At 70.1% G+C, this 24779-nt stretch carries 22 protein-coding genes, 1 tRNA gene and 1 pseudogene; 11 read left to right on the top strand and 13 right to left on the bottom strand.

All coding sequences use genetic code 11. The annotated features are described in order from the left end of the window. Nucleotides 1–418: 418 nt before the first annotated feature. Complete coding sequence (locus ACIPSA_RS14680; protein WP_402633669.1) at nt 419–703, bottom strand: hypothetical protein; 285 nt, start codon at nt 701–703, stop codon at nt 419–421. Between the two features lie 781 nt (nt 704–1484). On the opposite strand from ACIPSA_RS14680, the gene ACIPSA_RS14675 reads away from it, so the two are divergent. Further along, on the top strand, nt 1485–2159 hold the full coding sequence (locus ACIPSA_RS14675; RefSeq protein ID WP_402633666.1) for a 2Fe-2S iron-sulfur cluster-binding protein: 675 nt from the start codon (nt 1485–1487) through the stop codon (nt 2157–2159). Between the two features lie 744 nt (nt 2160–2903). On the opposite strand, the gene ACIPSA_RS14670 is transcribed toward ACIPSA_RS14675, so the two are convergent. The 3 genes and pseudogenes from ACIPSA_RS14670 to ACIPSA_RS14660 form a co-directional block, all read right to left on the bottom strand. Beyond that, nucleotides 2904–3281 carry a hypothetical protein gene (locus ACIPSA_RS14670; protein ID WP_402633663.1) on the bottom strand — a complete coding sequence of 126 codons (378 nt, stop codon included), beginning with the start codon at nt 3279–3281 and terminating at the stop codon, nt 2904–2906. Continuing rightward, the gene (locus tag ACIPSA_RS14665; protein WP_402633809.1) at nt 3278–3976 is read right to left on the bottom strand and encodes a caspase domain-containing protein; all 699 of its coding nucleotides are present in this window, start codon (nt 3974–3976) and stop codon (nt 3278–3280) included. The genes ACIPSA_RS14670 and ACIPSA_RS14665 overlap by 4 nt, the downstream gene beginning before the upstream one ends. Before the next feature lie 189 nt (nt 3977–4165). Next, nucleotides 4166–4357 (bottom strand): annotated as a pseudogene (locus ACIPSA_RS14660) (hypothetical protein); the annotation flags it as partial. A 784-nt stretch (nt 4358–5141) separates the two neighbouring features. Here ACIPSA_RS14660 and ACIPSA_RS14655 point away from each other — a divergent pair. Further along, a protein-coding gene (locus ACIPSA_RS14655; RefSeq protein ID WP_402633660.1) for an IS5 family transposase occupies nt 5142–6079 on the top strand; the annotation gives its coding sequence in 2 pieces (ribosomal slippage) (nt 5142–5583 and nt 5583–6079; 939 coding nt in all). A 16-nt stretch (nt 6080–6095) separates the two neighbouring features. Here the strand turns inward: ACIPSA_RS14655 and ACIPSA_RS14650 are convergent. The 4 genes from ACIPSA_RS14650 to ACIPSA_RS14635 form a co-directional block, all read right to left on the bottom strand. Next, nucleotides 6096–6962 carry a GNAT family N-acetyltransferase gene (locus ACIPSA_RS14650; RefSeq protein WP_402633657.1) on the bottom strand — a complete coding sequence of 289 codons (867 nt, stop codon included), beginning with the start codon at nt 6960–6962 and terminating at the stop codon, nt 6096–6098. 641 nt (nt 6963–7603) lie between these two features. Further along, nucleotides 7604–8956, bottom strand: coding sequence for a serine/threonine-protein kinase (locus tag ACIPSA_RS14645; RefSeq protein WP_402633654.1), 1353 nt, complete (start codon nt 8954–8956; stop codon nt 7604–7606). Next, nucleotides 8937–11081, bottom strand: a complete 2145-nt coding sequence (locus ACIPSA_RS14640) for an AIPR family protein (protein WP_402633652.1) — start codon at nt 11079–11081, stop codon at nt 8937–8939. The genes ACIPSA_RS14645 and ACIPSA_RS14640 overlap by 20 nt, the downstream gene beginning before the upstream one ends. A gap of 29 nt (nt 11082–11110) precedes the next feature. Then, on the bottom strand, nt 11111–11950 hold the full coding sequence (locus tag ACIPSA_RS14635; protein ID WP_402633650.1) for an SAVMC3_10250 family protein: 840 nt from the start codon (nt 11948–11950) through the stop codon (nt 11111–11113). A gap of 410 nt (nt 11951–12360) precedes the next feature. Here ACIPSA_RS14635 and ACIPSA_RS14630 point away from each other — a divergent pair, with 410 nt between their 5' ends. Next, nucleotides 12361–13779 (top strand): tyrosine-type recombinase/integrase, encoded by a 1419-nt coding sequence (locus ACIPSA_RS14630; RefSeq protein ID WP_402633647.1) that lies wholly within the window; start codon nt 12361–12363, stop codon nt 13777–13779. Nucleotides 13780–13810: 31 nt separating this feature from the next. Here the strand turns inward: ACIPSA_RS14630 and ACIPSA_RS14625 are convergent. Next, nucleotides 13811–13887, bottom strand: a tRNA-Pro gene (locus tag ACIPSA_RS14625). Between the two features lie 104 nt (nt 13888–13991). Between ACIPSA_RS14625 and ACIPSA_RS14620 the strand changes: the two genes are divergently transcribed. Then, on the top strand, nt 13992–14528 hold the full coding sequence (locus ACIPSA_RS14620; protein ID WP_402633644.1) for a DUF309 domain-containing protein: 537 nt from the start codon (nt 13992–13994) through the stop codon (nt 14526–14528). Between the two features lie 56 nt (nt 14529–14584). Then, nucleotides 14585–15358, top strand: a complete 774-nt coding sequence (gene cobF / locus ACIPSA_RS14615; protein WP_402633641.1) for a precorrin-6A synthase (deacetylating) — start codon at nt 14585–14587, stop codon at nt 15356–15358. 14 nt (nt 15359–15372) lie between these two features. On the opposite strand, the gene ACIPSA_RS14610 is transcribed toward cobF, so the two are convergent. Next, complete coding sequence (locus ACIPSA_RS14610; RefSeq protein ID WP_402633639.1) at nt 15373–16125, bottom strand: cobalt-precorrin-6A reductase; 753 nt, start codon at nt 16123–16125, stop codon at nt 15373–15375. 76 nt (nt 16126–16201) lie between these two features. Here ACIPSA_RS14610 and ACIPSA_RS14605 point away from each other — a divergent pair, with 76 nt between their 5' ends. Beyond that, nucleotides 16202–16981 carry a TIGR01458 family HAD-type hydrolase gene (locus tag ACIPSA_RS14605; RefSeq protein ID WP_402633636.1) on the top strand — a complete coding sequence of 260 codons (780 nt, stop codon included), beginning with the start codon at nt 16202–16204 and terminating at the stop codon, nt 16979–16981. Here ACIPSA_RS14605 and ACIPSA_RS14600 read toward each other — a convergent pair. Together ACIPSA_RS14600 and ACIPSA_RS14595 are read right to left on the bottom strand one after the other, a co-directional pair. Continuing rightward, on the bottom strand, nt 16970–17740 hold the full coding sequence (locus ACIPSA_RS14600) for a sulfite exporter TauE/SafE family protein (protein WP_402633634.1): 771 nt from the start codon (nt 17738–17740) through the stop codon (nt 16970–16972). The two genes, ACIPSA_RS14605 and ACIPSA_RS14600, sit on opposite strands and share 12 nt — an antisense overlap. Nucleotides 17741–17827: 87 nt before the next feature. Beyond that, a complete protein-coding gene (locus ACIPSA_RS14595) occupies nt 17828–19015 on the bottom strand; it encodes a thiolase family protein (RefSeq protein ID WP_402633631.1) in 1188 nt (395 codons plus the stop codon). A gap of 150 nt (nt 19016–19165) precedes the next feature. Between ACIPSA_RS14595 and ACIPSA_RS14590 the strand changes: the two genes are divergently transcribed. The 3 genes from ACIPSA_RS14590 (at nt 19166) to ACIPSA_RS14580 (ending at nt 21253) form a co-directional block, all read left to right on the top strand. Further along, entirely contained in the window at nt 19166–19975 is an 810-nt protein-coding gene (locus ACIPSA_RS14590; RefSeq protein ID WP_402633628.1) for a lysophospholipase, read from the top strand. A gap of 80 nt (nt 19976–20055) precedes the next feature. Beyond that, complete coding sequence (locus ACIPSA_RS14585; RefSeq protein ID WP_402633625.1) at nt 20056–20334, top strand: WhiB family transcriptional regulator; 279 nt, start codon at nt 20056–20058, stop codon at nt 20332–20334. A gap of 118 nt (nt 20335–20452) precedes the next feature. Further along, on the top strand, nt 20453–21253 hold the full coding sequence (locus ACIPSA_RS14580) for an SAM-dependent methyltransferase (RefSeq protein ID WP_402633622.1): 801 nt from the start codon (nt 20453–20455) through the stop codon (nt 21251–21253). A 251-nt stretch (nt 21254–21504) separates the two neighbouring features. Here the strand turns inward: ACIPSA_RS14580 and ACIPSA_RS14575 are convergent, their stop codons facing one another. Continuing rightward, nucleotides 21505–22368 carry a Cof-type HAD-IIB family hydrolase gene (locus ACIPSA_RS14575; RefSeq protein WP_402633806.1) on the bottom strand — a complete coding sequence of 288 codons (864 nt, stop codon included), beginning with the start codon at nt 22366–22368 and terminating at the stop codon, nt 21505–21507. Nucleotides 22369–22461: 93 nt separating this feature from the next. Between ACIPSA_RS14575 and ACIPSA_RS14570 the strand changes: the two genes are divergently transcribed. Both ACIPSA_RS14570 and ACIPSA_RS14565 read left to right on the top strand, forming a co-directional pair. Further along, a complete protein-coding gene (locus ACIPSA_RS14570) occupies nt 22462–23334 on the top strand; it encodes an SAM-dependent methyltransferase (RefSeq protein WP_402633619.1) in 873 nt (290 codons plus the stop codon). A gap of 39 nt (nt 23335–23373) precedes the next feature. Further along, a complete protein-coding gene (locus ACIPSA_RS14565; protein WP_402633616.1) occupies nt 23374–24777 on the top strand; it encodes a glutamine synthetase in 1404 nt (467 codons plus the stop codon). Nucleotides 24778–24779 lie beyond the last annotated feature (2 nt).

Below are 24779 nucleotides of genomic sequence, written 5' to 3'. Positions count from 1 at the left end.
GGTCAGACACCCCCGGCGGCAGTCTGCTCGTGACGGTTCCCGCTGCGGTTCCCATGCCGGAGGGCGGTGGCGTTGCGCCCCCTGGACGCCTCCCCGACTGAGAGGAAGCCGATCTCGTTTCGCACATTGGTTCCTTGGCGTACAGGCGCGTTGGCGCATCACACAAAGAGACGGCCGCCGCACCCCGTGCCTTCGGCCAATCACTCCACACAGTAGCCCCACATACCGACATTCACTCACGCTCCGTCAGGCTCGGGGCAGACAAAGGGAGTAGACCACCCACGCTCTTGACTGTTTGTGATCACTTTTGTCGACTGGTGACCGTGCGCATCTCTCGCTCCAGCACCCACGCCACCCTTGAGGAACGTCCATTTTCGTAAGCAACTTCGACGCTCGGCGACGGATCCGATGCGGTGAGCTACGCATGCCGCGGCCGGCATGGACCGGTGAGGTAATCCAAGACCTTCATGTAGCGGATACCGCAATCGCCGTACCAAAGTTCAGCCCGAAAATCCTTGGTCAGCTGGGCAAGGTCAAAGTGCCGGACGTGTCCGTGCTGCTGGACGAGCACCCGGTAGGCGCACGAGACGGTGACCGGCTCCCCGGCCTTCACGTCGCCGCCGAGGCCCACAGTGAAGAACTGGCCCTCCTCGCGGACACTGGGGCAGATGCTCTGCAACTTGCCGTCGACGGCAACTTCCACCGGCTCAAAGACTTCCAGCGACGAGGCGTCGTGACGCTATGGGTTCGAACTACCACGCGGCTGTAAACGCTAGGTCGGCCAGAACCTCCGAGTACGCGTCCAGGATGGAGACACAGAAGAAGCCCAGCAGCGGACTGGTCGGTACAAAGCGGTACTTCCCACCAGACGGTGGCGACGAACCTCGCGCCTCGGCCGTCCGCCGGTCCCTGTGTTCAGGGCGCGAGCTATACCGCAACGCGGGCATCCTCTCAGCCGAGTTGTGTCCGCCCCCCAGACGGGCCTCTATGCGCCGGATGGCCCCTGTCTCACGCTGGACCAAGCCGCACTCGTCCACGTCGACCCTTGAAGCCACCACTCCCGAGACCTACTTGACAGTCGACGCCGACGACCTGCTCCGCCACTGACCGACGTCGAGGCCCCCGGCACGGGGTCAAGGTGCGCCACAGCCCCTTCAAAGTGCACTGGTCCCCAAGCGGTCCCCAAGAATGATCAAGGGGCCACTTCAGATCTCCTCTAAAATGGCCCCTGACCTGCTACTTCGTAAAGTCGGGACGACAGGATTTGAACCTGCGACCCCTTGACCCCCAGGAGTGAGGGCCATAGGAATTACCTGCACATATCAGGCAAAACTAGGGTGCAGGACGTGCATCCCCGAGGGTGCTGTTCAGGGTCGCGAGCACCGTGTGGTCCCCAATTGGTCCCCAGGGCAGTGGTGACAGCGTGGGTATCTGCCTGCCTTAGACCAGCAGGTGCCGGACGGATCACCGCCGGGACAACGAGTGTGCATGGGACGATACAGGCGAAGGCGATGCTGGAAAGCTACTCCACCGCCTACAGGGGGTCGGCCGGCTCCTTCGCCGCGGAACTGATCGTCTGCGCGCTCCTCTACCGCTCCGGCATACCCAAGCAGGACGACAACCGGCTGGCGGCGGCCGCACCCGCGGCTCCATGGCGTTTCTGGACTGCCTGGAGCACTACGGGGACCGCGCGCGGATCCGGCCGCAGGACGCGTGCGGCCTACTGGACCTCGCCTCCTTCATCGGCTCGCCCCGCGTTGGCACGCTGGTGCACGCCTGCGGCCCGGAGCCGCTGCTTGGGGCCGTTGGAGAGTTGCGTCGGCTGGATCGCTGGTACCCAGGACATCGAGCGGTTCGCCCAGGTCCGGCCAACCGCCGAGGCTGCTCCGGCGGGCGCCTTCGACGTGGTGCTCGCCCGGTCGGGGTGCACGCTCACCGTGCCGCCGAACCGATCGGTGCTCGAAGTGGTGAAGGAGGCGGGTGTCCCGGTGCTGTTCTCCTGCCGGGAAGGCACCTGCGGCACCTGTGAGACGGACGTGCTGGACGGTACGTCGGACCACCGGGACTCAACTCTCGACGAGGACGAGCGGGCCTCGGACAACACCATGCTGATCTGCGTCTCGCGTTCCTGCGACCCCCTGCTGGTGCTCGACATCTGACGGGGAGGGCAGCCGCACGAGGACTCTGTCGTCGTTTCTGGAGTTCTCCCTGAGCAGGAACCTCTGGCGAGCCCAGAGACTCAGCAGTGCCGTTCCGCCGACCAACAGCGGCACCGGGTCTCGGGCAGGCGGAGCCAGCACATATCCCAGCGCCGTGGCCGTGCAGACCGTCAGGGGAATGAACGCCGCCGCACCCTCCATCCCCCATCGCAACCTCGGTTGAGCAGTGCCCAGGGCGCTCGCCCCACCGGGCACCCAAGGGCCGACAGCGACCACCAGCAGTCCCGCGGAAACGCAGGCGTCGACCAGCTGACAGGACATCACCTCGGGGCCGTACAGGCCGACCGCTCACAGTCACAGGGTGTCGCCGATCAGCATGAGAGACGGCGTACCCGACCCACAAGGTGCCTCTCTGGTCGCTCCGTGCGAGACGGCGCAGGGCGAACAGAAAACTGAGGAACACGACCTCCGCGGCCCACAGAACACCGACCATCCCCGTCCTCAGCCGCCAACCGTCACCGGCCCCCGCAGCAGTACCCATCCCGCGCGAAGGGGGCGAGCTCGGCGGAACCCAGCTTCGGGTGAATGGGACGTACGAGCCGAACACGTGCACTCTGGAGGCCGCCTACCTTCTCACCAGGGACTCCGAGCAGGCGGGGAATTCCGTTATCTGATGGTGTTCGTCAGCCCTTCGGGCCGCCGAGCCATCCGCTTAGCCGGTGACCCTGCAGCGAGGAATCCGGCCTACTCCCCCTCCTCAGGTGCGCTCTCGGTGTACGCCGCCTCCAACAGGTCTGCCATGCGCCGGATCTCAGCAGGGTCTTCAGTCCCGGTGACCGTAATCCTCTGCGAGCCCAGGCGAATTTCGACACCTTCCACAGTGCCGCGGGATCCGCACCACCGTTTGACTGCCTCGATTGCCGACGGCAGTGCGAGAATGCTGGTCACCACCAACGTCAGAACGTCGAGGGCGTCCCCGAGCTGGCCTTCCTTTGGCGCCGTCGAGGCCCACCGAGCCCGACCGATACCGCGAAGTTCCGGGTCCCGGGAGAGGAAGATCCGAAGACCGTCCGGCACCTTCGCACCGGTCTCCGCGACGATACGGAGTTGAACTTCGGTCATGGCTGCCTCCACCTATTGATCATGAGTTCCACACGGTCTCCGTCCCGGCCGATCTGTCGCGATGGCTCTGGCCAGCCTTGCTCCTGGCAACTGGCCCGCACATGACGGAACAGTGTGTCCGTGTCGATCACAGGGGGGCCGCCTTGGATCCCATCGGTCAGCAAACGGATGATCTCGCCGGAAAAGGTAGTGAAGCGGTCACCACGCGGGGCGCGTGACGCGTTGGTGGCGTTGGAGGACGTCATCACGTAGGTGCCCTCGATCCGTGACGCACTACTCAGGCCCGCAGAAAGAGTGTCGAGTGCTGCCCCGCTGTAGCAGCTGTCCAGGATCAACAAACGCGAGCCGACCGGAGAGTCCGCAACCTGCTCGCGGATTCGGTCGAACTCCATGGCGGTCCAGACCTTGTACTGGTTCGAGTCGGCCAGACCGAGCAAGAGGCGTCCGTTCCGAGGATCGGTCCAGCCATGCCCGGCGTAGTAGATAAAGAGACCGCCGGACACGGGATCCGCGGCGTCCATGGCGAGGTCGATCCTCTCGTGCACCTGTGCCGCTGAAGTGGGATTCTCTACGGTGTGCACGTTGCTCTGCGGGATCCCGAGCCCCAACAACGCCACCTCGGTGAGCGCAGCCAGATTATTCTTGATGGAGGGCACTGGGGGTAGGTGTGTGTAATCGGACACGCCGATCAGCACCGCAGCACCAGTCCTCCACCGTTCCAGCGGGTCGAATTGCCGAATTCCTGCCGAGGGTGTTCGACTCCTCCCGAACACCTGCTCCGCGTCCCACGGTGCCACTGTTTCGAGAACCTTGATCACTTGCCGGCGCGCTTCGCTACGCGGCTCCGCACGCCCCGTGACCCACGCGCTGACCGCGGCCCTGGTCAGGCCCAACTCCTGGGCCAAATCCGACTGAGTCAGACCGGATCGCTGCAACTGCTTGGCAAGCCAGGGCCCGAACCGGTCGTCCGGTTCCGTTGATGGGCGAGGCGGAGGACCCGGGACGCTGTGCCTCCGCGCTGGCGGCGGCGGGGTGACTAGCGGACGACCATGCACCGGTATGGGAGAATTTGCCATGACCAGGGCATCTTCTTCAGCACTCTCCCGCTGCGCTCGGTCAAGGAGACTCAGCCACTCCGACTCGTTCAGCTTCTCGCCTGCCCATTCCTTCCAGACGGTGATCACAGCGAGGGCCTCCTGCGTACGGTTCCCTGGGGGAACTCGGCAGTCGGAGTACTTGGGAGGAGCCCAGTCTCGGATTCGGTGACTTTTGACGTCCCGTGCGCCGGGCAGGCCGCGGGTCAGGGCGTCGAAGGCCAGAGCGTCAAGACCGACTGGTTCGCCGTCGGCGCGCCGAGCACGTTCTGCTCGCTCCCGCAGTCCCCGCAGGTTCCTGTACCACTCAGCACGTGCCGACACCCTCTACCCCCGTTACCCCGTGGCGCCCTGAAGGTCATTCTGCCACCGGGGGCAGGACTGCCGACGCCGTCTTCTGACTGGCCGAATCACCCGCTCCGACGCGGCAATGCCCCCAAAGCTGATGAGAAACAGACGTGCCCACCTTGGGCATGGCTCGACTGATCACGTTGGGGCCCCAGGGCTGATGAAGATGGCCATGTCGAGCTGGCGGAAGCCGGCTTCCGAACGTTGTGATCCCACCAGGGTGGATGACGAGGTGCGTGCGGTCCAACTCGCTGCCGGCGAGTACGCGTTGCGATCCCTCCAGAGTGGATGTCGAGCGCCGTCGTTCGCGCAATCACCTCGGTCGCCCCGAAGGGCGACCGCCGCTTCACCAGCCCGTACAGGTACGGGTCGGCACACTAGAGGGTGTCTCTTCGATCAGTGATTCGTTGTTCTGGTCATGCTCAGCAGAGGGGATCTGACCGACGACGAATGGGCGGTGCTGGAGCCGTTGCTGCCCAACAGCAACAACCGGTGCGGCCGGTGGCGTGATCACCGGCAGGTGATCAACGGGATCATTCATCGGCTCAGCACCGGCTGCCAGCGGCGCTGGTTGCCCGAACGTTTCGGCTCATGGCAAACCGTCCACAAGCGCCACATGCTGTGGTCAGCCGACGGCACCTGGGAGCGGCTGCTCCGGCACGTCCAGGCGGTCGCCGACGCCGCGGGTGACGTCGACTGGAACATCAACATCGACTCCACCTCGGTCCGCGCTCACCAGCACGCCGCCGGGGCCCCAACAGCTCCGCCACCGGCACCGCCCAGTACCTCAAAAGGGGCCCTACAAAGATCAGTTCACATGCACGCGCACATACGCCTGCGCCCGTTCCTGGCGGAGGCGGTGCGTCAGGCGAAGCACTCGGCCGCTCCCGCGGCGGGCTGACCACGAAGGTCCATCTGAGAGCGGACGGTAAGTACCGACCGCTCTCACTGGTCGTCACACCCGGCCAACGGGCGGACTGTGCCCAGTTCGAACCGGTCATGGACAAGATCTGCGTACCCCGACTCGGCGCGGGCCGACCGCGGCGGCTGCCGGACAGCGCCGGCGCCGACAAGGCATACAGCAACGGCCTGATCCGCTCCTACCTGCAACGACGTGGCATCCGGCACGTGATCCCAGAGAAGAGCGACACCAAGTCCGCCCGCCTCGGCAGGGGTTCACGCGGCGGTCGGCCACCCGGCTTCGACAAGACCCGGTACAAAGCCAGGAACACCGTCGAGCGGGCGATCAACAAGCTCAAGCAGTTCACAGCCGTCGCCACCCGCTATGACAAGCGCGGATACGTCTTCCTCGGCACCGTCACCGCTGCCGCACTCCTCATCTGGCTCCACCCGTGATCGAGGAAGCAAGGCGCTAGGCGTCCCGGTATTGGTCCCGGACCTCGGGGCATTGCTGGAAGCCGGCTGACTTGTAGGTGGCGACGGCGCCGACATCGGAGCTCGGGGCGCAGACGATCGCGCTCGACGAGCCCAGCTCCTGGAGTGCGGCCGCCGCGGCGACGGTGACCGCCTCACCGTAGCCGTGACGACGATGTTCCCGGTGCACTCCCATCGGTTCGAGCAACCCGGGCCTACCCGGACCGGCCGACCACACCGTCACCGCCGCCACCGCGTTGCCCTGGTCGTCGTACGCGACCAGACACCGGGCGTCGGCGTACGGCAATCCGGCCGCCATCGCACGCCAGCGCTCGTCCGTGAACCTCGACCCGCCGAACGCTGCCCGATGCACGGCGGCAAACACGTGCGCCTGCTCCGGCCCGACCACCTCGATCCGCACGCCTGGGTCCTTCACCGGCTCCGTGAGGTCGCGGCGCAGCGGCGTCCACGGCTCGTCGGCGTTCCAGCCGTCCTCGAACAGCAGATCTTGGACCAGCGCACCCATCGGCGCCTCGATGTTCGCCTTCCCCTCGGGCAGCACGCCGCGCTCCGGCTCGGCCACGTCTTCAACCAATCGCTGCGCCAACTCCTCGCCCCGCTGAGCGTCTGGCGCGATCGTCAGCCGTAACAGCCCAGGACCGTCCAGCAGGCCGACGGCGAGAACCTGTCCGTCCCGGCTCCACGTCCGGACTGCCGCGGCGGTCGCTTCCGCACCTGACCGCCAGAACCAGCCCAGGTCCCCCGGATGCAGTTGCATCGGCGCCCCGTCGTACTGCCACTCCCGCAGCACGCCCACAGCCTCGCTCAGCCCGTCGACTCCAGGCTTGCCCAACACAATCGCCATACCCCCGATCACACACCACCGCACCGACAGTCCGCACCCGGTTCCGACCGGCCGGCGTGGTGCGGATCTGGAGACTCGGGAAGGCAGCCGATGATCGAAGAGACACGGCCTAGTTGCGATATTCGATCGCTCCGAAGGGCGAGCACCACCGTGCTGGCCGTCTCCCGGTGGTCCTGGATCTTGCCTTTCCGATACTCAGTCGCCCCGAAGGGCGACTGCCACGACTGGAATGCGATCATCATGACCTACGGCGTGTTGCGATCCTCAGTCATCCCGGAGGACGACCGGTGCCTGGACCGATGACCAGCTGGGAGCTGAAGACGTTCGCGTTGCGATCCTCGGTCGTTCCGGAAGACGGCGGGCCATTTCGATCTCGTCGATCCCTTGCGAGGCGCAGACGTCGTTGCGATCCTCGGTGGTCCCGGATGACTGCCACCACGGTGACGCGGCCGGGGATGCCCATCGGCCACTCGGCGTTGCGATCCTCGGACAACCCTGAAGGCGACCCACACGCTCGACTGGCAGGCGTACGGGTGGCCTATCTTGCTGTTGTGATCCTCGGTCGCCTCGGAAGGCAACCGCCACTAGTGCTCGCAGACGTCCGTTCACCACGTCGTCGAAGTTTCGATCCTAAGCACGTCTCAGCCGGCGTAACCCCGCCTGATCCGGTCCAGATGCTGGCTCACCACCATCAGTTCCTGGCGGTACGGCTCCCTGGGCAGGGACAACAGGAGCTGGTGAAGATCGGTGAGTTCGATCGTGGCCGCGCCGTAGTCGCCCAAGGTGACCAGGAGAGTTCCGGCGTGGAGCCGAACCTCGAGCAGGAGGGGGTCGTCGGACGGGCGAACGGGGGCCAGTTCGTCGACCAAGGCGCGGAACTGCTTGAGCGCCTCGTGGAGGTGCCCGAGGCCCATGCGGCAGTGGGCGGCGCGGGCCCGGCAATGCGCCGCCTGGTCCGCGTGCTGGGGGCCGGCGCTGGCGAGCTCCGCAGCCAGGGCCGTGTAGGCGGGAAGAGCTCGGCCGAGGTCTCCGTCGTCGAAGAGGGCCTGGGCGTGGCTGAAGCGCTCAGGAACCGGCACGGCTCCGGAGCCGTCGCCGGACGCCGGTATAGAGGGGGCGGGAGTAGGCTCCGCGCCCGGTTGGAGGGGCAATAAGCGGTCGTGTACGGCCCGTGCGGAGGGCGGCCGCTCGTCCTGCCGCTTGGCCAGCGTCTCGGTGATGGCGGCTTCCAGTACGGGGTGGATATCGGGGCGCAACATCGCCAGCGGGACCGGAGGATCGTAGAGGACCGCACTCAGCTCGTCGGTGAAGGGCGGCTCTCCAGCGAGGAGTTCGTAGAGGATGCAGCCCATCGCGTACAGGTCGGTCTGCGGGACAATGAGCCCGGACTGTACGACCTGCTCGGGGGCCAGGTATCCGACGGTGCCGAGGACCTGACGGTGGCGCGTCAGCCGTTGACGGGTTCGGGCGGCGCCCTTGAACGTCGCCGCGACCCCGAAGTCGACCACGGTGATCCGGCCTGTGGGCGACACCATGATGTTCGCCGGCTTGAGGTCCCGGTGGATCACTGGGAGGGCGTGGGTGTGCGTGAGAATGTCGCAGAGCTGCAAGGCGATGTCGACCACCTGCGCTTCCGTGAGGGGCTGTCCGTAACGCAGGACGGATTCGAGGGTGTCGCCGAGGACGAGCTCCATCACCATGTAGACGTGCTCCGCCGCCCGCCCGAGGCACGCGTCGTAGAGCACCGGGAGGCCGGGATGGCGAAAGCCCGCGACAAGCCGGGCCTCCCGGCGGAAGCGCTCGATCAACTCGTCGGCGGTCGCGCGGTCGCCGGTGGCGGCGAGGTGGTGCGGATGGATGAGCTTTACGGCGACCGGGCGGCCCAGCTCCCGGTCGTACGCCTGCCAGACCTGTCCCATGGCCCCAGCGCCGAGTCGCGTGCGCAGTTCGTAGCGGTTGTCGAGGACCCCGATGTCACGATCCATGGACGTCATCGCCCGATCCGGCCGCGCCGTCGGCCATGAGTTCCTCGGCAAGCTCGACGAGCGTGCCTTCGCCGGGCAGGACCCAGCACCGGGGTCCTTGCACCGCCACAGGAGCCTCGGCCCACGCGGCCTCCTGCCAGATGCGCATCACCAGGCCGCTTGGGGAGTAGCGCGCGCCATCCACCGCCCAGATCAGGGGCGCACCCGCGTCATTGACCCAGGTGGCGAGATAGCGGCGCGGATCCTCGCCGAGCCAGTCGCCGAGCGCCTGCTCCTCCGGGCGTGTGGTGGTACGGAAGACGAGTCGCGCGCCGTCCTCAATCCGCCGGTGGTCAACGAGCAGGCGCACGCTGCTCAGTCGTCGTCGGGACGGGCGCAAGCGGTGGTTCGGAGAGGTGAGAACCGGCAAGGTGAGAAGGCCCTCCGCGGCGAGGCTGTCCAGCGCTGCCGCCGCGATCTGCCGGCACCTGGTCTCGTCGCTGAAGACCCTGGCGAGAAGGGCGCGCTCACCGTAGAGGTCGCCCAGCAGTCTCGTCAGCGGAGGGACGATCGTGCCGATCCGCCCCGCGACGGCGTTCGCCCTGCTCTGCCAGGCGGCTCCCGGCTCGTCGATGTCGTCGTCGCCGACGAGCCGAAAGGCGATGTGGTTGAGCAGGAGCGACCCCGGGCCGATCAGGGCCCGGTCGCGGCCGGAGAGGGTGCCGGACGTGTCCTCCAGCGCCTGTCCGATCGCACGGGTCAACTGGACCGAACGCCAGATCTGGAGTGCGGTGGGGCGGCGACCGAAGAGCTTGCTGTACGCGCCGTCCGGTCCGGAGCGCCAGAGGTGGTCGTGGTCCGCCCGCACGCGTGCGACGAGGCCCGCGTCCCGGTGGGCGCAGGCGAGAGCGGTCGCGGCTTCAACGATCGAGCAGCCGGTGGCCGGTGACGGGTCGAGTTCGCCGCGCTTGTAGACGTACGACTTCCCCAGGTTGTGGGCGAAGTCCTCGCGGATCAGAGCCTGTTCTGGGGCGAGGGCAACGAAGTCCCGTGGCTCGACGTGGTTCTGTGTGTTGCTGGCCTTCGCGATGCTTCGTGCGAGCCCGTCCGGAGCATCCTTGACGCACATGACGCGGAGCATGACACGGGCCTGCGCGGTGGCGTCGGGGGCCTGCCGGAAGGCGTGGTAGGCCGAGGCGGCGGTCTGCGCGCCGTTGACGATCTGGGCGTTGGTCAGTTCCAGCCGCACCGGCTGACCGACCGTGCGGCGGGCGAAGTAGTGGGGCCGGACGTCGTCGCAGACAACGGTGACGCCGTTGTTGAAGTACCAGAAGTGGTCGGGATCGCTGATCAGGCTGCCCACCAGCTCCTGGTTCACCCTCGTCATGCCGAGGTAGCGGCGTACGTTGCCCTCGTACAGCCGCTCGCCGTGCTGCTCGTACCAGCCGGCCAGTTCGTCCGCCGCGATCGCGCCCATGTAGGTCTCGTACGGTTGGTGCATGGCGACCCAGCCGTCGGCCATGGTCGCGGTCACGGAGAACCGCTTCGGGGCCACGTCCTGGCGGACCGCGGCGTGGAAGTCGGCGAGTGCGAGGGACCGGAAGTCCACGAGCTCACCGAAGTCGTTGAACTCGGCCACGGAACGCGTGAGGACGGTCTCGGCGGCCGGAGCCAGTCGTCCGTCACCCGTCACGGCAAGGACCAGGTGAATGCGGCAATCAGGGGAGGCGAGCACGTCGTCGACCCTGGCCGCGAGGTGCTGGAACCTGGCGTTGAAGTCTTCGTAGCGCAGATTCGTCAGCAGGTGCAGGCCATGAATCAGGCGGTGGGCGTCGTCGGCGGAGATCCCCGCCGTTCCGCGGTCGCTCCACTTGGCCTGGATGAGCCACAGTTCAGGAGTGGCGATGGAGAAGGCGACGGCGTCGATGCCCATGTCGTCGGCGCCATCGATAACGGCCGCAGCGGCCTCGTCCGGATCGCGGTCCGTGAGAAGGGAAACGGCTTTGGCGGCCAGGGCCCGCGAGAGGAAGGCACGCTCGCGCGAAAGATCAGGCGCGGCAGACGGGAAGTCCGTCATGTCGATCAGGCCCGCGAACTCCCGGCTCAGCGCGGCACGCAGCTGCCGGACCGCTACAGGATACCCCTCGTCGTGCATCGACATCTCCTCTTCGGTCGACGCCCCGGTCAGGGGGTCTCTCCGACGTACTCCACCGTGAGCGGGCTCGCCACGAGGCAGCGAGGTGCTCCATCCCGCTCGGGGAACAGTGCCGTGACGCGGGCGTATCCGGTCATCGGGGCGGTGGTGTCGATGCCATCGTGGCTGGCGTCGAGGGCACGCAGCAGGTCACGGATGCCCGCGGCGCTCAGGGCGGGGGCCAGGGGTGACGCCGAGGCCGCGTCGGCGGGCGCGGCGGCGCCGGGATCGGAGTCGGGGGAGAGCGCCTCGACAACCTGTCCGGCCCTGGTGAGGAAGACGGCGCCGACGCTGTCGCCGCCGCCGATCTCGTTCAGCGTGGGGCCGTCGGTGAGCTGGGGCGTCCAGCCCAGCAGGTGTTGGGCGGAGCCGTGCAGCAACAGGCGGCAGCTGGCGCCTCCACCGCCGCCGGAGCCCGGCCCGGAGTCGACGAAGAGCAGCAGGTCCCGGTAGGCCCCGCGGAGCGTGACGCAGCGCATGGGTACCTCGAACTGCACCCACAGGCCGGGGCGGAGGCCAGGCTCCTCGTACCAGAGCGCCGACTCCTCCAGATGCTTCTGCACCTGCTGCAGATGCCGCATCCGTCCCTGCTCGCCGTCGGCGGCCTGCGCGTCCACGTCGACCCCGACGCCGAACGGTGTGGACAGGCGCACCGCCCCGGCGCGGGGCACGCGGCGCGGCTCCGGCAGGAACTGCTGCAGCTTGCCCACGGACAAATAAATGACGTCGCGCAATCGGGCCCCCAAGTCCGGTCGCTCGGCCCTGCTGGTACGCGGGAGCCGTCGCCTCCACCATACGGGCCGCGAGGCACCGGACCGGCCTGAATTCACCAGGAGGGCCGGTGTCGGGTGTCCCTGAGGACAACCGTTCCTGGGGTTCCGTCAGAACGCGAAGACCGTACCGTCCGCCGTGCGGGCCCGCAGTTCGCACGGGTTGCCGTAGGTCGCCGACCATGGACGCGCCCACCCTGCCGGACACCGTCACCGGTGATCGTGACCGGGGTCCACTCGCGCGTACAGGGGCGGCCTTCCTGTGGGCCCGTCAGGCTTGTGAAGTCGCGGTCCGCCAGAAGGGTGTCTCGCCTGTACCGCCAGCAGACGAAAGATCCTGGGCGTCTCCGGATCCCTTGGCGCGCCGACAAGGGAAACTCGCTGGTCACACGCCTCTGGAAGGCATCGTGGTCGCCTGTGGTCGCAGGCTGGAAGCATCCATTTCCCTCCGCCTCCCGGAGGCGATCCCCATGCGTACCAGCGTCGGCCGCGGCCGCATCTACCGCCGCTGCGGCTGCCGGGACACCCAGCATCACCAGCTCGGCACCCACTGCCCTCACCTAATCACCGACAGTCAGCACGGCGCCTGGACCTTCGCCGTCGACCTCCCCACCCCAGACCACCGCCGCACCACGGTGCGCCGGAGCGGATTCTCCAGCCAGGACACGGCCGAGCAGGCTCTGAGCCGGTTCCTCGAGGGCGAGGCCGGCGGGTACAACGCCGATCCGAGCCAGACCGTCGCCTCCTACCTGGAGGCGTGGCTGGACGCGAAGACCCTGGTGCTGAAGCCGACCACGATGGCCCGCTACCGCGACTACGTCCGCAACGACCTCGTCCCCGCCTTCGGCACCCTCAAGCTCGACCAGCTCGCCCACCGGCACATCTCGGCCTACGTCACCTGCCAGCTCGCCGCCGGCCGCGGCCGCACCACTCTCTACCGCTGCCTGGCCACCCTCTCTAGCGCCCTCGGCGACGCCGTCCGCCAACACCGCCTCCCCCACAACCCGGCCAGTCCCCCGGTCCTGCGCCGGCCGCCGTCGCCGGAACGGCGGATCTGGACCGCAGAGGAGGCGGCCCGCTTCCTCGCCCACTGCCACCGGGCCGACCCCGAGATGGCCGACCTGTTCGAGTTCCTCATCGGTACCGGCATGCGCAAAATCGGTACCGGCATGCGCAAAGGGGAAGCCCTTGGTCTGCACTGGGACGACGTCCACCTGGCGGAAGGCGTCCTCTACGTGCGCTGCACCCTCTCCGCGATCGACAACAACCGCCTCGTCATCACCACACCGAAGACCCGGTCGAGCCGCGGCTGGGTGGCCATCTCACCCCGCGTCGCCACCGCCCTCCGGCACCACGCAGGAACGACGCCCCGCACGTGCGGTGATCCTGGCGACCCGTTCACCGGTCTCGTCTTCTGCCGACCCGACGGCCGACCGCTCGGCCCGCACCAGGTCCTCGACCGTCTCCATCAACTGTCCGAAGAGGCCGGCGTCCCGCGGATCACGGTCCACGACCTGCGCCACCTGGCCGCCACCATCACCATCACCGCCGGCGTGCCGCTCACCGTCGTCTCCAAGACGCTGCGGCACTCCACCCTGTCGACCACCGCGAACATCTACAGCCACCTCACCCGGCAGGCAGCCCGCGAGGCCGTCGACACCATCGACCAGCCCCTCACCGGAACCGAGAAGGCCAGCCGCCGCACGGACCATGCGTCGTGGCTGCGACCACCACGCGACCACATCCACCGGCTCCGCGAGGTTGTGCGCCGGCTCCGCTCCCCCGCTGTCCCCGGCTTCAGCGCCGCAGCCGACCAGCCACAGACTGGACGTGCGACCACACTGCGACCACCATGGCTCCGGACGCGCGAAAGGCCACCCTCTCGTTAGTGAGAGAACGGCCTCCGACCTGCTAAAAGCATGGTCGGGACGACAGGATTTGAACCTGCGACCCCTTGACCCCCAGTCAAGTGCGCTACCAAGCTGCGCCACGTCCCGGTGCGCTCACTCACGGTGACCCATGTGATCGCGCGAACAGAACTTTACCCCACGCGCGGGGGTGCGCCGAAGAGGGCACCGGGCGGCGGTGGACAATCGGTCGTATGGGCAGCACAGGCGCATCGCCGGGACGGCCGGTGGAGACCCGGGACCGGGACAGTGAGGGGCGGGCGAGGAACGCGCGGCCGCGGGACGGGCTCGGCAGGCCGTTGCCGTACGGCGTGGACGGGGTGGCGCGGCAGCCCGAGGGGGTCGTGCGCACTCCGCAGGAGACGGTGCGCGAGGCGCAGACACTGCTGGACGCGGGCAGGCCGTTCCACGCGCACGAGGTCTTCGAGGACGCCTGGAAGTCGGGGCCCGAGGACGAGCGCACGCTGTGGCGGGGGCTGGCCCAGCTGGCCGTGGGGCTCACGCACGCGGCCCGGGGCAATGTCACCGGTGGCGCGCGGCTGCTGCGGCGCGGTGCGGGCGCTGTCGAGGAGTGGGCGGCGGAGCGCGCGGAGCGTCGGCCGTACGGGATGGATCTCGCCGGGCTCGCCGGCTGGGCGCGAGGGCTGGCCGGCCGCGTGGAGCGGGACACCGGCGGCCGGGTCGACGCCGGGGCCGAGGCGCCCCGGCTGCGGGGACCCAAGGCGCCGTAGCGGCGCGTGCGGAGGCGGTGCACGCACTGTCAGTGGCATGGGGCAGACTCGGGGGCGTGCGAAAGATTCATGTCATCGGTATCGGTGCGGGCGACCCCGACCAGCTGACCCTGCAGGCGGTCAGGGCGCTGCGCGGCACCGACGTGTTCTTCATCCTGGAGAAGGGTGAGACGAAGAGCGATCTGACGCGGCTGCGCCGGGACATGCTGGACGCGCACATACCAGAGGGGTCGTACCGGCTGGTGGAGGCGCGCGACCCCGAGCGGGACCGGGCCGCCGGCGGTGCCGCGTACTCCCCGGCCGTCGGGGACTGGCGCAGCGCACGCGCCGACATCTACGAGCGGCTGATCACCGAGGAACTCGCGGAGGACGAGAGCGGGGCCTTCCTGGTGTGGGGGGATCCCTCGCTGTACGACAGCACTCTCGGGATCCTCGAAGAGGTGCTCGCCCGGGGCGCGGTGACCTTCGAGTACGACGTCGTGCCCGGCATCAGCAGCGTCTCGTCGCTCGTCGCACGCCACCGCACGGGGCTGAACCGGGTGGCCCGCCCGGTACAGATCACGACGGGGCGGCGGCTGGCCGAGGGGTTCCCGGAGGGGGTGGACGACGTGGTGGTGATGCTCGACGCGCACCAGACCTTCCGGCGGTACGCCGACCAGGACATCGACATCTACTGGGGCGCGTACCTGGGCACCCCGGACGAGATCCTCGTCTCCGGTCCGATCGCGGAGGCCGGTCCGCGCATCGAGCGGGTGCGGGCCGAGGCGCGTGAGCGCAAGGGCTGGATCATGGACACGTACCTGCTGCGCCGTCACCCGAAGGACGACTGACCGGCACGCCTCGGTCAGGGCAGGGTGGGCGTGAGGCCCAGCCGTTCCAGTACGTCTGTCACGTCGGGTACCGCGGTCACGCCGTCCGGCAGCGGGGGGCGGCGTACGACGACCACGGGCAGCCCGAGTTGCCGCGCGGCCGTCAGTTTGGCGGCCGTCGCCTCTCCGCCGCTGTCCTTCGTGACCAGCACGTCGACGCGGTGTCCGCGCAGCAGCGCCAGTTCGTCCGGCACCGTGAACGGCCCCCGGGCCAGGACCACTTCGACGTCCGGCGGCATCGGCGGCTCGGGCGGCTCCACGGACCGTACGACGAAGTGCAGGTTGGTGAGGTGGGCGAAGGCCGCGAGGCCCAGGCGGCCGGTGGTGAGGAACACCCGGCGGCCGAGTCCGGGCAGCGCGTCCGCGGCCGCGTCCAGTGACGGCACCGGGTGCCAGCGGTCGCCGGAGCCGGGCCGCCACCCCGGTCGGCGCAGGACCACCAGGGCAAGCCCCGCCGCCCGCGCGGCGCGTGCCGCGTTCGCCGTGATCGACGCGGCGAAGGGGTGCGTGGCGTCCACGACCGCGTCCGCCCGGTGCTCGCGCAGCCACTGGGCCAGCCCCTCCGCCCCGCCGAAGCCACCGATGCGCACGTCTCCGTCCACTGCCCCGGGCCGGGCCACCCGGCCCGCCAGCGAGGTGGTGACCCGCACACCGGGACGGGCGGCCAGATCGGCGGCGAGCCGGCGGGCCTCGGTGGTGCCGCCGAGGATCAGGACGTGCGGGGACATGGGGGTGAGCGTACGGCGTCCGTTCCGGACGGTGTCGCACGGGCCGGTGCGCCGCCCGGATCGCTATCGTCCGGGCATGGAGTCCGTACGTGCCGTGCTGATCGACATCGACGGGGTGCTCACCGTCTCGTGGCGGCCGCTGCCGGGGGCCGTGGAGGCATTGCGGGAGATCCGTGCGGCCGGGCTCGGGGTCGCGCTGGTCACCAACACGACCTCGCGGACGCGTGCGTCGATCGCCGAGACGCTGTCGGAGGCCGGTTTCGCGGTGGACGCCGAGGACGTCCTCACCGCTCCGGCGGTCACCGCGGCCCACCTGGCCGAGCACTTTCCCGGCGCCCGGTGCGCCCTGCTCAACAGCGGCGACATCGAGGAGGATCTCGCCGGCGTCACCCTGGTGGACGAGGGTCCGGATGTGGTCGTCGTCGGCGGCGCGGGGCCCGAGTTCGGCTATGCGGAGCTCAACCGGGCCTTCGGACACCTTCAGCGCGGTGCCCGTCTGGTGGCCATGCACCGCAACCTGTACTGGCGCACGGACGAGGGTCTGCAGCTGGACACCGGCGCCTTCCTGCTCGGGCTGGAGAAGGCCGCGCGGGTCGAGGCGGAGGTCACCGGCAAGCCGTCGCCCGCGTTCTTCGAGGCGGCGCTGGCCCGGCTGGGCGTGGGTGCGGACCGGGCGTTGATGGTGGGCGACGACATCGAGTCCGACGTGCTGGCGGCGCAGCGCGCCGGGATCACCGGCGTCCTGGTGAGGACCGGCAAGTACCTGCCGGAGACCCTCGAGAAGGCGAGCGGCACACCGGACCACGTCCTGGACTCCTTCGCGGGCCTGCCCGCGCTGCTGAACCTAGCTCAGTAGCAGCTGAACGCCGCCCACGACGGTCGCCGCGATCACCAGCTGCTCGAACAACCGCTGGTTGATCCTGTTCACAGCCCATTTCCCGAACAACGCACCGGGCACGACGAACACCGCGAGCGCGGCGTCGAGGAGCAGCGAGCGGCCGTCGATCAGGCCGAGGCCGACGCTGAAGGGCACCTTGGACACGTTCACGATCAGGAAGAAGAAGGCCGACGTGCCCAGGAAGCCCAGCTTCCGGAAGCCCGCCGACAGCAGGTACATCGACGTCACCGGGCCGCCGGCGTTGGCCACCATGGTGGTGAACCCGCCGAGGACGCCGTACGAGCGGGCCTTGATCCGTCCCGCCCGGGAGGTGACCGAGTCCGGCTCCTCGTCCGCGCCGGCCCTTTGCCGCCACACGGTGACGGCGGCCATGAGCAGCAGGATGGCGCCGATCGAGGTCCGTACGACCCCGTCGTCGGCCCACACCAGGAACAGCGTGCCGATCACCACACCGGCCGCCACCGCCGGGAACAGCCGCCACAGCGTGGGCCAGTGGGCGTGCCGACGGTAGGTGGCGACGGCGAGCAGATCGCCGACGATCAGCAGGGGGAGCAGCACGCCGGTGGAGGCGCGGGCGGGCAGGACGGCCGCGAAGACGGCGAGGCTGACCGTGTTGGCCCCGCTGACGGCGGTCTTGGAGAAGCCGACGAGCAGCGCCGCGAGGGCGAGGGCGGCGAACTCCCAGCCGGATATGTGCCAGAGCGTCATCGTGTTCATGCGGGCACTGATGCTATGCGCATGCATGTGGCGACGTAAGGAGCGTCTCGGCTGGTGATCGTCGGCTGTTGTGCCGTCCGGTGCCGGTCAGTGGCGCTCGACCAGCACCGCGCTCCCCTGTCCCACCCCCACGCACATGGTCGCAAGGCCGCGCTGCGCTCCCGTGCGGCGCATGCGGTGCAGCAGGGTGGTGAGGATGCGGGCGCCCGAGCCGCCCAGCGGATGGCCGAGGGCGATCGCGCCGCCGCTCGGGTTCACCAGCTCCGGGTCGACGCCGAGCTGGTCGACGCAGGCGAGGGCCTGGGCGGCGAACGCCTCGTTGAACTCGGCCTCCTGGAGGTCGCCGGTCTCCCAGCCGGCCCGGGCGAGCGCCTTGCGGGTGGCCGGGACCGGGCCGATGCCCATCACGTCGGGGTGGACGCCCGCCGAGGCGCCGGCGACGTACCGGCCGAGGGACTCCAGGCCCAGGTCGTTCAGGGCCTCCTCGCTCACCAGCAGGAGCCCGGCCGCGCCGTCGTTCATCGGCGAGGCGTTGCCCGCGGTGACCGTGCCGCCGGCGCGGAAGACCGGCTTGAGCCGGGCGAGCTTCTCGTACGAGGTGTCCTCGCGGACGCACTCGTCGCTGTCGACGACGATGCCGTCCGGGCGCTCCACGGGCAGGAGTTCGTCGTCGAAGTGCCCGTTCTTCCGTGCGGCGGCGGCCAGTCGGTGGCTGCGCAGCGCGAACTCGTCCTGGCGCTCGCGCGTGATGCCGTACCGCTCGGCGACCTCCTCGGCGGTCTCGCCCATGGACAGCAGGCCGTGGAGTTCCTTCATCGCGGGGTTGACCAGGCGCCAGCCGAGGCGGGTGTCGACGGTCTCGATGCGGTGCGGGAGGGCCTCGTCGGGGCGAGGCAGGACGAAGGGCGCACGGCTCATCGACTCGGAGCCGCCGGCCACCACGATGTCTGCCTCGCCCGCGGCGATGGTGCGGGCGGCCGTCGTGACCGCCTCCAGGCCGGAGGCGCAGAGCCGGTTGACGGTGGCGCCGGGCACGGACTCGGGCAGTCCGGCGAGCAGCGCGGCCATCCGGGCGACGTTGCGGTTGTCCTCGCCCGCCTGGTTGGCGGCGCCCCAGTAGACGTCGTCGACACGGGCCGGATCGAGCGCGGGCACGTCGGCGACCAGACGGCGGATCACGGTCGCCGCCAGGTCGTCGGGCCGTACCGGGGACAGGGCGCCGCGCAGCTTGCCGATGGGGGTGCGGCGGGCGGCCGCGAAGTGGACGGGACGCACGACAGGACTCCTGACCGACGACGTTGTGGGCCGGCACCGACGTCATTGTCCGCACCGACTTAATTAGCACTGCTAGTTTTGGACTATAGACCTCCGAACCGGCCCCTGGGAAGATCCTCGGGCACCTTCACCGAGGCAGCCGGAGGAGACATGGCCGACACGCGGGAGCACGTCCTGACCGGGACCCGGGGCACGATCAGCGCACGCGAGTGGCCGCACCCGCGGCCCCGGTACGTCGCCCTCGTGGTGCACGGGTACGGCGAGCACGCCGGCCGCTACGCGGAACTCGCCGGTGTACTGACCGGACACGGCGCGGCGGTGTACGGCCCCGATCACATGGGCCACGGCAGGTCCGCGGGTGAGCGCGTCGTGATCGAGGACTTCGAGGACGTGGTCACCGATGTGCACACCGTGGCCGGCCTGGCCCGTGCCGACCGTCCGGGCCTGCCGGTCGTCCTGATCGGCCACTCCATGGGCGGCCTGATCGCGGCCCGCTACGCCCAGCGGTACGGCGACCGACTCGCCGCGCTCGTCCTGTCCGGCCCGGTCATCGGCGCCTGGGAACTGCCGGGGCGGCTGCTCGCCCTCGACGAGATCCCGGACATCCCCGTCAGCCCGGCCGCGCTCTCCCGGGATCCCGCGGTGGGCGCCGCGTACGCCGCCGACCCGCTGGTCTGGCACGGCCCGATGAAGCGCCCCACCCTGGAGGCGTTCGTTCGGACCCTGGAGACCGTCGCCAAGGGCGGCGACGTCGGCCCGCTCCCGCTGCTGTGGCTGCACGGCGACGACGACCGGCTGGTACCGCTGTCCGGCAGCCGCATCGGCGTGGAGCGGCTGAGCGGCGGCCTGCCGACCGAGCGGATCTACGCCGGGGCCCGGCACGAGGTGTTCAACGAGACGAACAAGGCGGAGGTCTTCGCGGACCTGACCGGCTTTCTGGACGGCGTGCTCCCTGATTGATTCCGGCCGCTTCCGTACCGTGTGCCGCCCGACCGTGCGTGCCGCGTTTGCGCAGGTTCGCCCTGGGCACCCGCGCCCGCATGAATTGGTTTCTCAGTGCCGCCTGCGCGGGTGAGGACCCCGAGCTGTTCTTCCCCGTAGGCACGACCGGACCGGCCCTGCGGGACATCGCGGCCGCCAAGCGCGTCTGTGCCCGCTGCCCGGTGATCACCCCCTGTCTGACGTACGCGCTGGCCCACGGCCAGGCCTACGGCGTCTGGGGCGGAACCTGCGAAGCGGAGCGCGCCGCACTGCTCCGCGCGTGCGGCGAACACGAGCGAGGCAGAAGCGTGTCCGACGAGCTGGGGCCCCGGCCGTGAGCGGCACGGGTCGCGCCGGGGAGGTGGCCGAAGACAGACTCCAGCGCGTGGCATGATCGTGTCAGACTGCTCGCACGTCCCGCATCGGCCGAGGCGTCGTCGAGCAGAGGAGCACCGTGTGACCGGGAGCGATCCGGCCGTCCACGAGATCGACACGAGCCGGCCGCATCCCGCCCGGGTGTACGACTGGTTCCTCGGCGGCAAGGACAACTACGCGGTCGACGAGCAACTCGGCCGCCAGATCATGTCGATCGACGCCGGCGCCCCGCGAGCCGCGCTCGCCAACCGCGCGTTCATGCGGCGGGTCACCCGAGTGCTGGCCCGGGAGGCGGGAATCCGCCAGTTCCTGGACATCGGCACCGGGATACCCACCGAGCCCAATCTCCACCAGGTCGCCCAGTCCGTCGCGCCGGACGCCCGCGTCGTCTACGTCGACAACGACCCGATCGTCCTGGCCCACGCGGGTGCCCTTCTGCGCGGCACCCCGCAGGGCGTCACGGAGTACGTCCAGGCCGACGCCCGCGAGCCCGGCGCCATCCTCGAACAGGCCGCCCGCGTCCTCGACTTCGACCGGCCCGTCGCCCTGTCCCTGATCGCGCTGCTGCACTTCATCGCGGACGACGACGGCGCCCACGACCTGGTCGACACCCTCGTCGGCGCCCTCGCCCCGGGCAGCTGCCTCGTCCTGTCCGCGATGACCGCCGACTTCGAGCCGGAGAACGTGCGGCGGGGCATCGACGCCTACGCCGCGGGCGGAGTGACCCTGGTGGCCCGCTCGCACGCCGAGTTCTCCGGCTTCTTCAAGGGGCTGGAGCTGCTGGAGCCGGGCGTCGCCTCCGTGCAGGACTGGCGTCCCGAACAGACGCCGGAGGGCGAGGTACCGGTGTCGCTGTACGGGGGCGTCGGCCGCAAGAACTGACGGTCAGTGACGCGGCCGCGGCGAAAGAGTGCGAGTCGTTCGACGCTCGATGACCTCGGCGGCGCCGCGCCCGGCCCGGCGCACCGGCGAGCGCGAGAGCTGCCGCACCCGGCACGAGGTTGATGGCCGCCCCGGCGGCGAAGCACCGCTCCGGGGCGCCGGAGTACCACCTGGCCACCGTGCCGGCACTGATCAGCGCATGGAGCACGAAGGAAGCCCCGGGCAGGCGACCCGGCCGAGGCCGAGCGGGATCAGTGCCCGGGTATGCCCAGCACCCGGGCGACCGTGCGCAGCACCCCGTTGTCGTTGTTGGACGGGGCCAGGTGGCGGGCCCGGCGGACGACCTCCGGGTGGGCGTTGGCCATGGCGAAGGACCACTCGGCGGCGTCGAGCATCTCCAGGTCGTTGAGGTAGTCGCCGAACACCATGGTCTGCGCCGGCGTGATGCCGAGCTCGCGCTGGAGGCCGCGCAGGGCGGCGCCCTTGTTGGCGGTGCGGTTCATGACGTCGACCCAGTGCTCGCCGGAGACGACGACCTGGTGGGTCGCGGCGAAGGCCCGGAGGGCGGGCGCGGTGGTCCGCTCGGCCGGGCCGAAGTCGAACAGGGCCACCTTGATCACGTCGTCGTCGACGGCGGTCACGTCCTCCACGATCCGGTGCTCCACGTAGTACTTGCGCACCTCCTCCAGGAAGGGCTCGTCGGTCCGCTCGACGTAGGCGGACCGCTTGCCGCAGACGACGGCGCCCACGTCCGCGCCGTCCGCCACCAGCCGCCGTACGGTCCGGGCGATGTCGGCGGCGACGGCCCCGTCCAGCGGGTCCGAGCTCAGCTCCACCCCGTCGCGCACCACGTACGTGCCGTTCTCCGCGATGAACGCCATGCCGTCGGCCACGTCGGCGAACTGCCGTGCCAGCGTGGCGTACTGGCGGCCGCTCGCCGGGCTGAACAGCACACCGCGCGAGCGCAGCTCGGCCAGCATGGGCCAGAGCCCCGCGGGGATCCGCTTGGCGTCGTCGAGGAGCGTGCCGTCCATGTCGGTGACGACGAGCCGGATGTCGGCACAGGCCGTGGGGAGGTCGGAGGCGGCGAGGAGGGACGCGGGCGAGGCGGGCATGTCCTGCTTCCGGTCGGGAACGGGCGTACGCAGCCCAGTGTTCCTCATGCGCCGGATGATCCCGGACCCGCCCACTGCGCCGATTCCCGGGACATGACGATCACCGGACGGCACAATGGCCGCGGACAACCGCACGTGAGGAAGGGCAGCGACGTGAGAGAGAATCACCCGACGGCGGGCGGGTCGCCGCGGCTGAACACCTCCGTGGCGCACAACGCACGGGTCTGGAACCACTGGATCGGCGGCAAGGACAACTACGAGGTCGACCAGCGCGTCGGCGAGCACATCGCCGGGATGTTCCCGGTGATCCGGGCCGTGGCACGCGCGGACCGCGACTTCCTGGGGCGGGCGGTGCGGTTCCTGGCCGCCGAGCGGGAGGTGCGGCAGTTCCTCGACATCGGGACCGGGCTGCCGACCGTCGACAACACCCATGAGACGGCGCAGCGAATAGCGCCCGACTCGCGGATCGTGTACGTCGACAACGACCCGATCGTGCTGATGCACGCCCGCACCCTGCTGACCAGCACGCCCGAGGGCGTCACCGACTACATCGACGCCGACGTGCACGACCCGGACGCCATCGTCCACCGCGCCGCCGAGACCCTCGACCTCACCAGGCCGGTCGCGGTGATGATGCTGGGCATCCTCAACTTCGTGCTCGACACCGACCAGGCACGGAACATCGTGCGCCGGGTCATGGCGGCGGTCCCCTCCGGCAGCTTCCTCGTCGTGACGCACCCCACCTTCGACGCCGACCTGGGCGGCGAGGGCAACATCGCCGCGATGCAGTTCTGGAACGAGAACGCCACCCCGCCGATCACCGCCCGGAGCCGCGCCGAGGTCGCCGCGTTCTTCGAGGGCCTGGACCTGCTGGAGCCGGGCCTGGTGCCGTGCTCGCAGTGGCGCTCCGGTCCCGGCTCCGCGGCCGCGGTACCGCAGTTCGGCGCGGTGGCCGTGAAACCCTGACCCCCCGGGCGGCCAGGCCGCGCCCGTCGAGGAGGACGTATGACCACCCTTGTCGACCCCGTGCCCGGCGGACGCCCGGGCGACGTCCCACGGGCCACCGCGCTCGTCTCGGAGCTGTCCGGGCGGGGCGTACGCGGGATCGTGCTGGCCCATGTCGACACGGCGGGCATCGGCCGGGTGAAGACGATCCCGACGCAGCGGCTGCCCGCGGCGGCGGCCTGGGGCGTGGGCATGTCCCCCGCCTTCGACACCTTCCTGGCCGACGACTCGATCGTCAGCACCGACGTCCTCGGCTCGCCGGACGGCGACCTGCGCCTGTACCCGGTCCTGGACCGGCTGGTCGAGCTGGCCGGACAGCCCGGCTGGGCCTGGGCCCCCGTCGACCGGATCACCCAGGAGGGAGAGCCGCACCCCGGGTGCAGCCGGACCTTTCTGCGCCGCGTCGTCGCGGACGCCGAGGACCGGCTCGGGGTCACCTTCGAGGCGGGCATCGAGATCGAGTGGGCCGTCGGACTCGGATCGGCGCCCGACGGGGAGTTCGTCCCCGCGGTGTCCGGTCCGGCGTACGGCGCGATCCGGCAGGTCGAGCTGAGCGACTACGCCGCCGACCTGCTCGCGGCCTGCGCGGCGCAGGGCGTGGACGTCGAGCAGATCCATCCCGAGTACGCGCCCGGACAGTTCGAGATCTCGGTGGGCGCCCTGGACCCGGTGGCGGCGGCCGACCGGAGCGTGCTGGTGCGGCAGACCATCCGCGCGGTCACGCAGCGGCACGGCCTGCGCGTGTCCTTCGCACCGGCCGTGTCCGCCGAGGGGGTCGGCAACGGCGGCCACATCCACCTCTCCTGCCGGCGCGACGGGCGCAACCTGCATGCCGGGGGCAGCGGCCGGTACGGCATGACGGCCGAGGCCGAGTCGTTCGCGGCCGGGGTGCTCGCGCACCTGCCCGCGCTGACGGCCGTGACCGCGCCGAGTCCGGCCAGCTATCTGCGGCTCAGGCCCTCCCAGTGGGCGGGGGTGTTCACCGCCTGGGGCCGGGAGACGCGCGAGACCGCGCTGCGGGTGGTCACCGGCATGGTCGGCCGCCGGGAGCAGTCGGCGAACCTGGAGGTCAAGCCGGTCGACCTGGCCGCCAACCCCTATCTCGCGCTGGGCTGCGTCATCGCCGCCGGACTCGACGGGGTGGCGTCGGCCGCGCCCCTGCCCGAGGAGATCACCGGGGACCCGGCACGGTTCGGGGCCGAGGAGGCGGCGGCGCGGGGCGTGCGCAGGCTGCCGACCTCGCTGCCGGCGGCGGTGGAGCGGTTCCGCACGGACGAGGTGCTGTGCGCCGCGCTCGGCCCGGTCCTCGCCGACGCGGTGACCGCCGTACGCCTCGGGGAGGCCGCGGCGGTCGAGGGCCTCGACGACGCGCGGGTGGCGGCCGCCTACCGCTGGAAGTACTGACG

This window comes from Streptomyces sp. NPDC086549 (assembly GCF_044746205.1).
Classification (GTDB): domain Bacteria; phylum Actinomycetota; class Actinomycetes; order Streptomycetales; family Streptomycetaceae; genus Streptomyces.
This window is presented reverse-complemented; position numbering and strand designations above follow the sequence as displayed.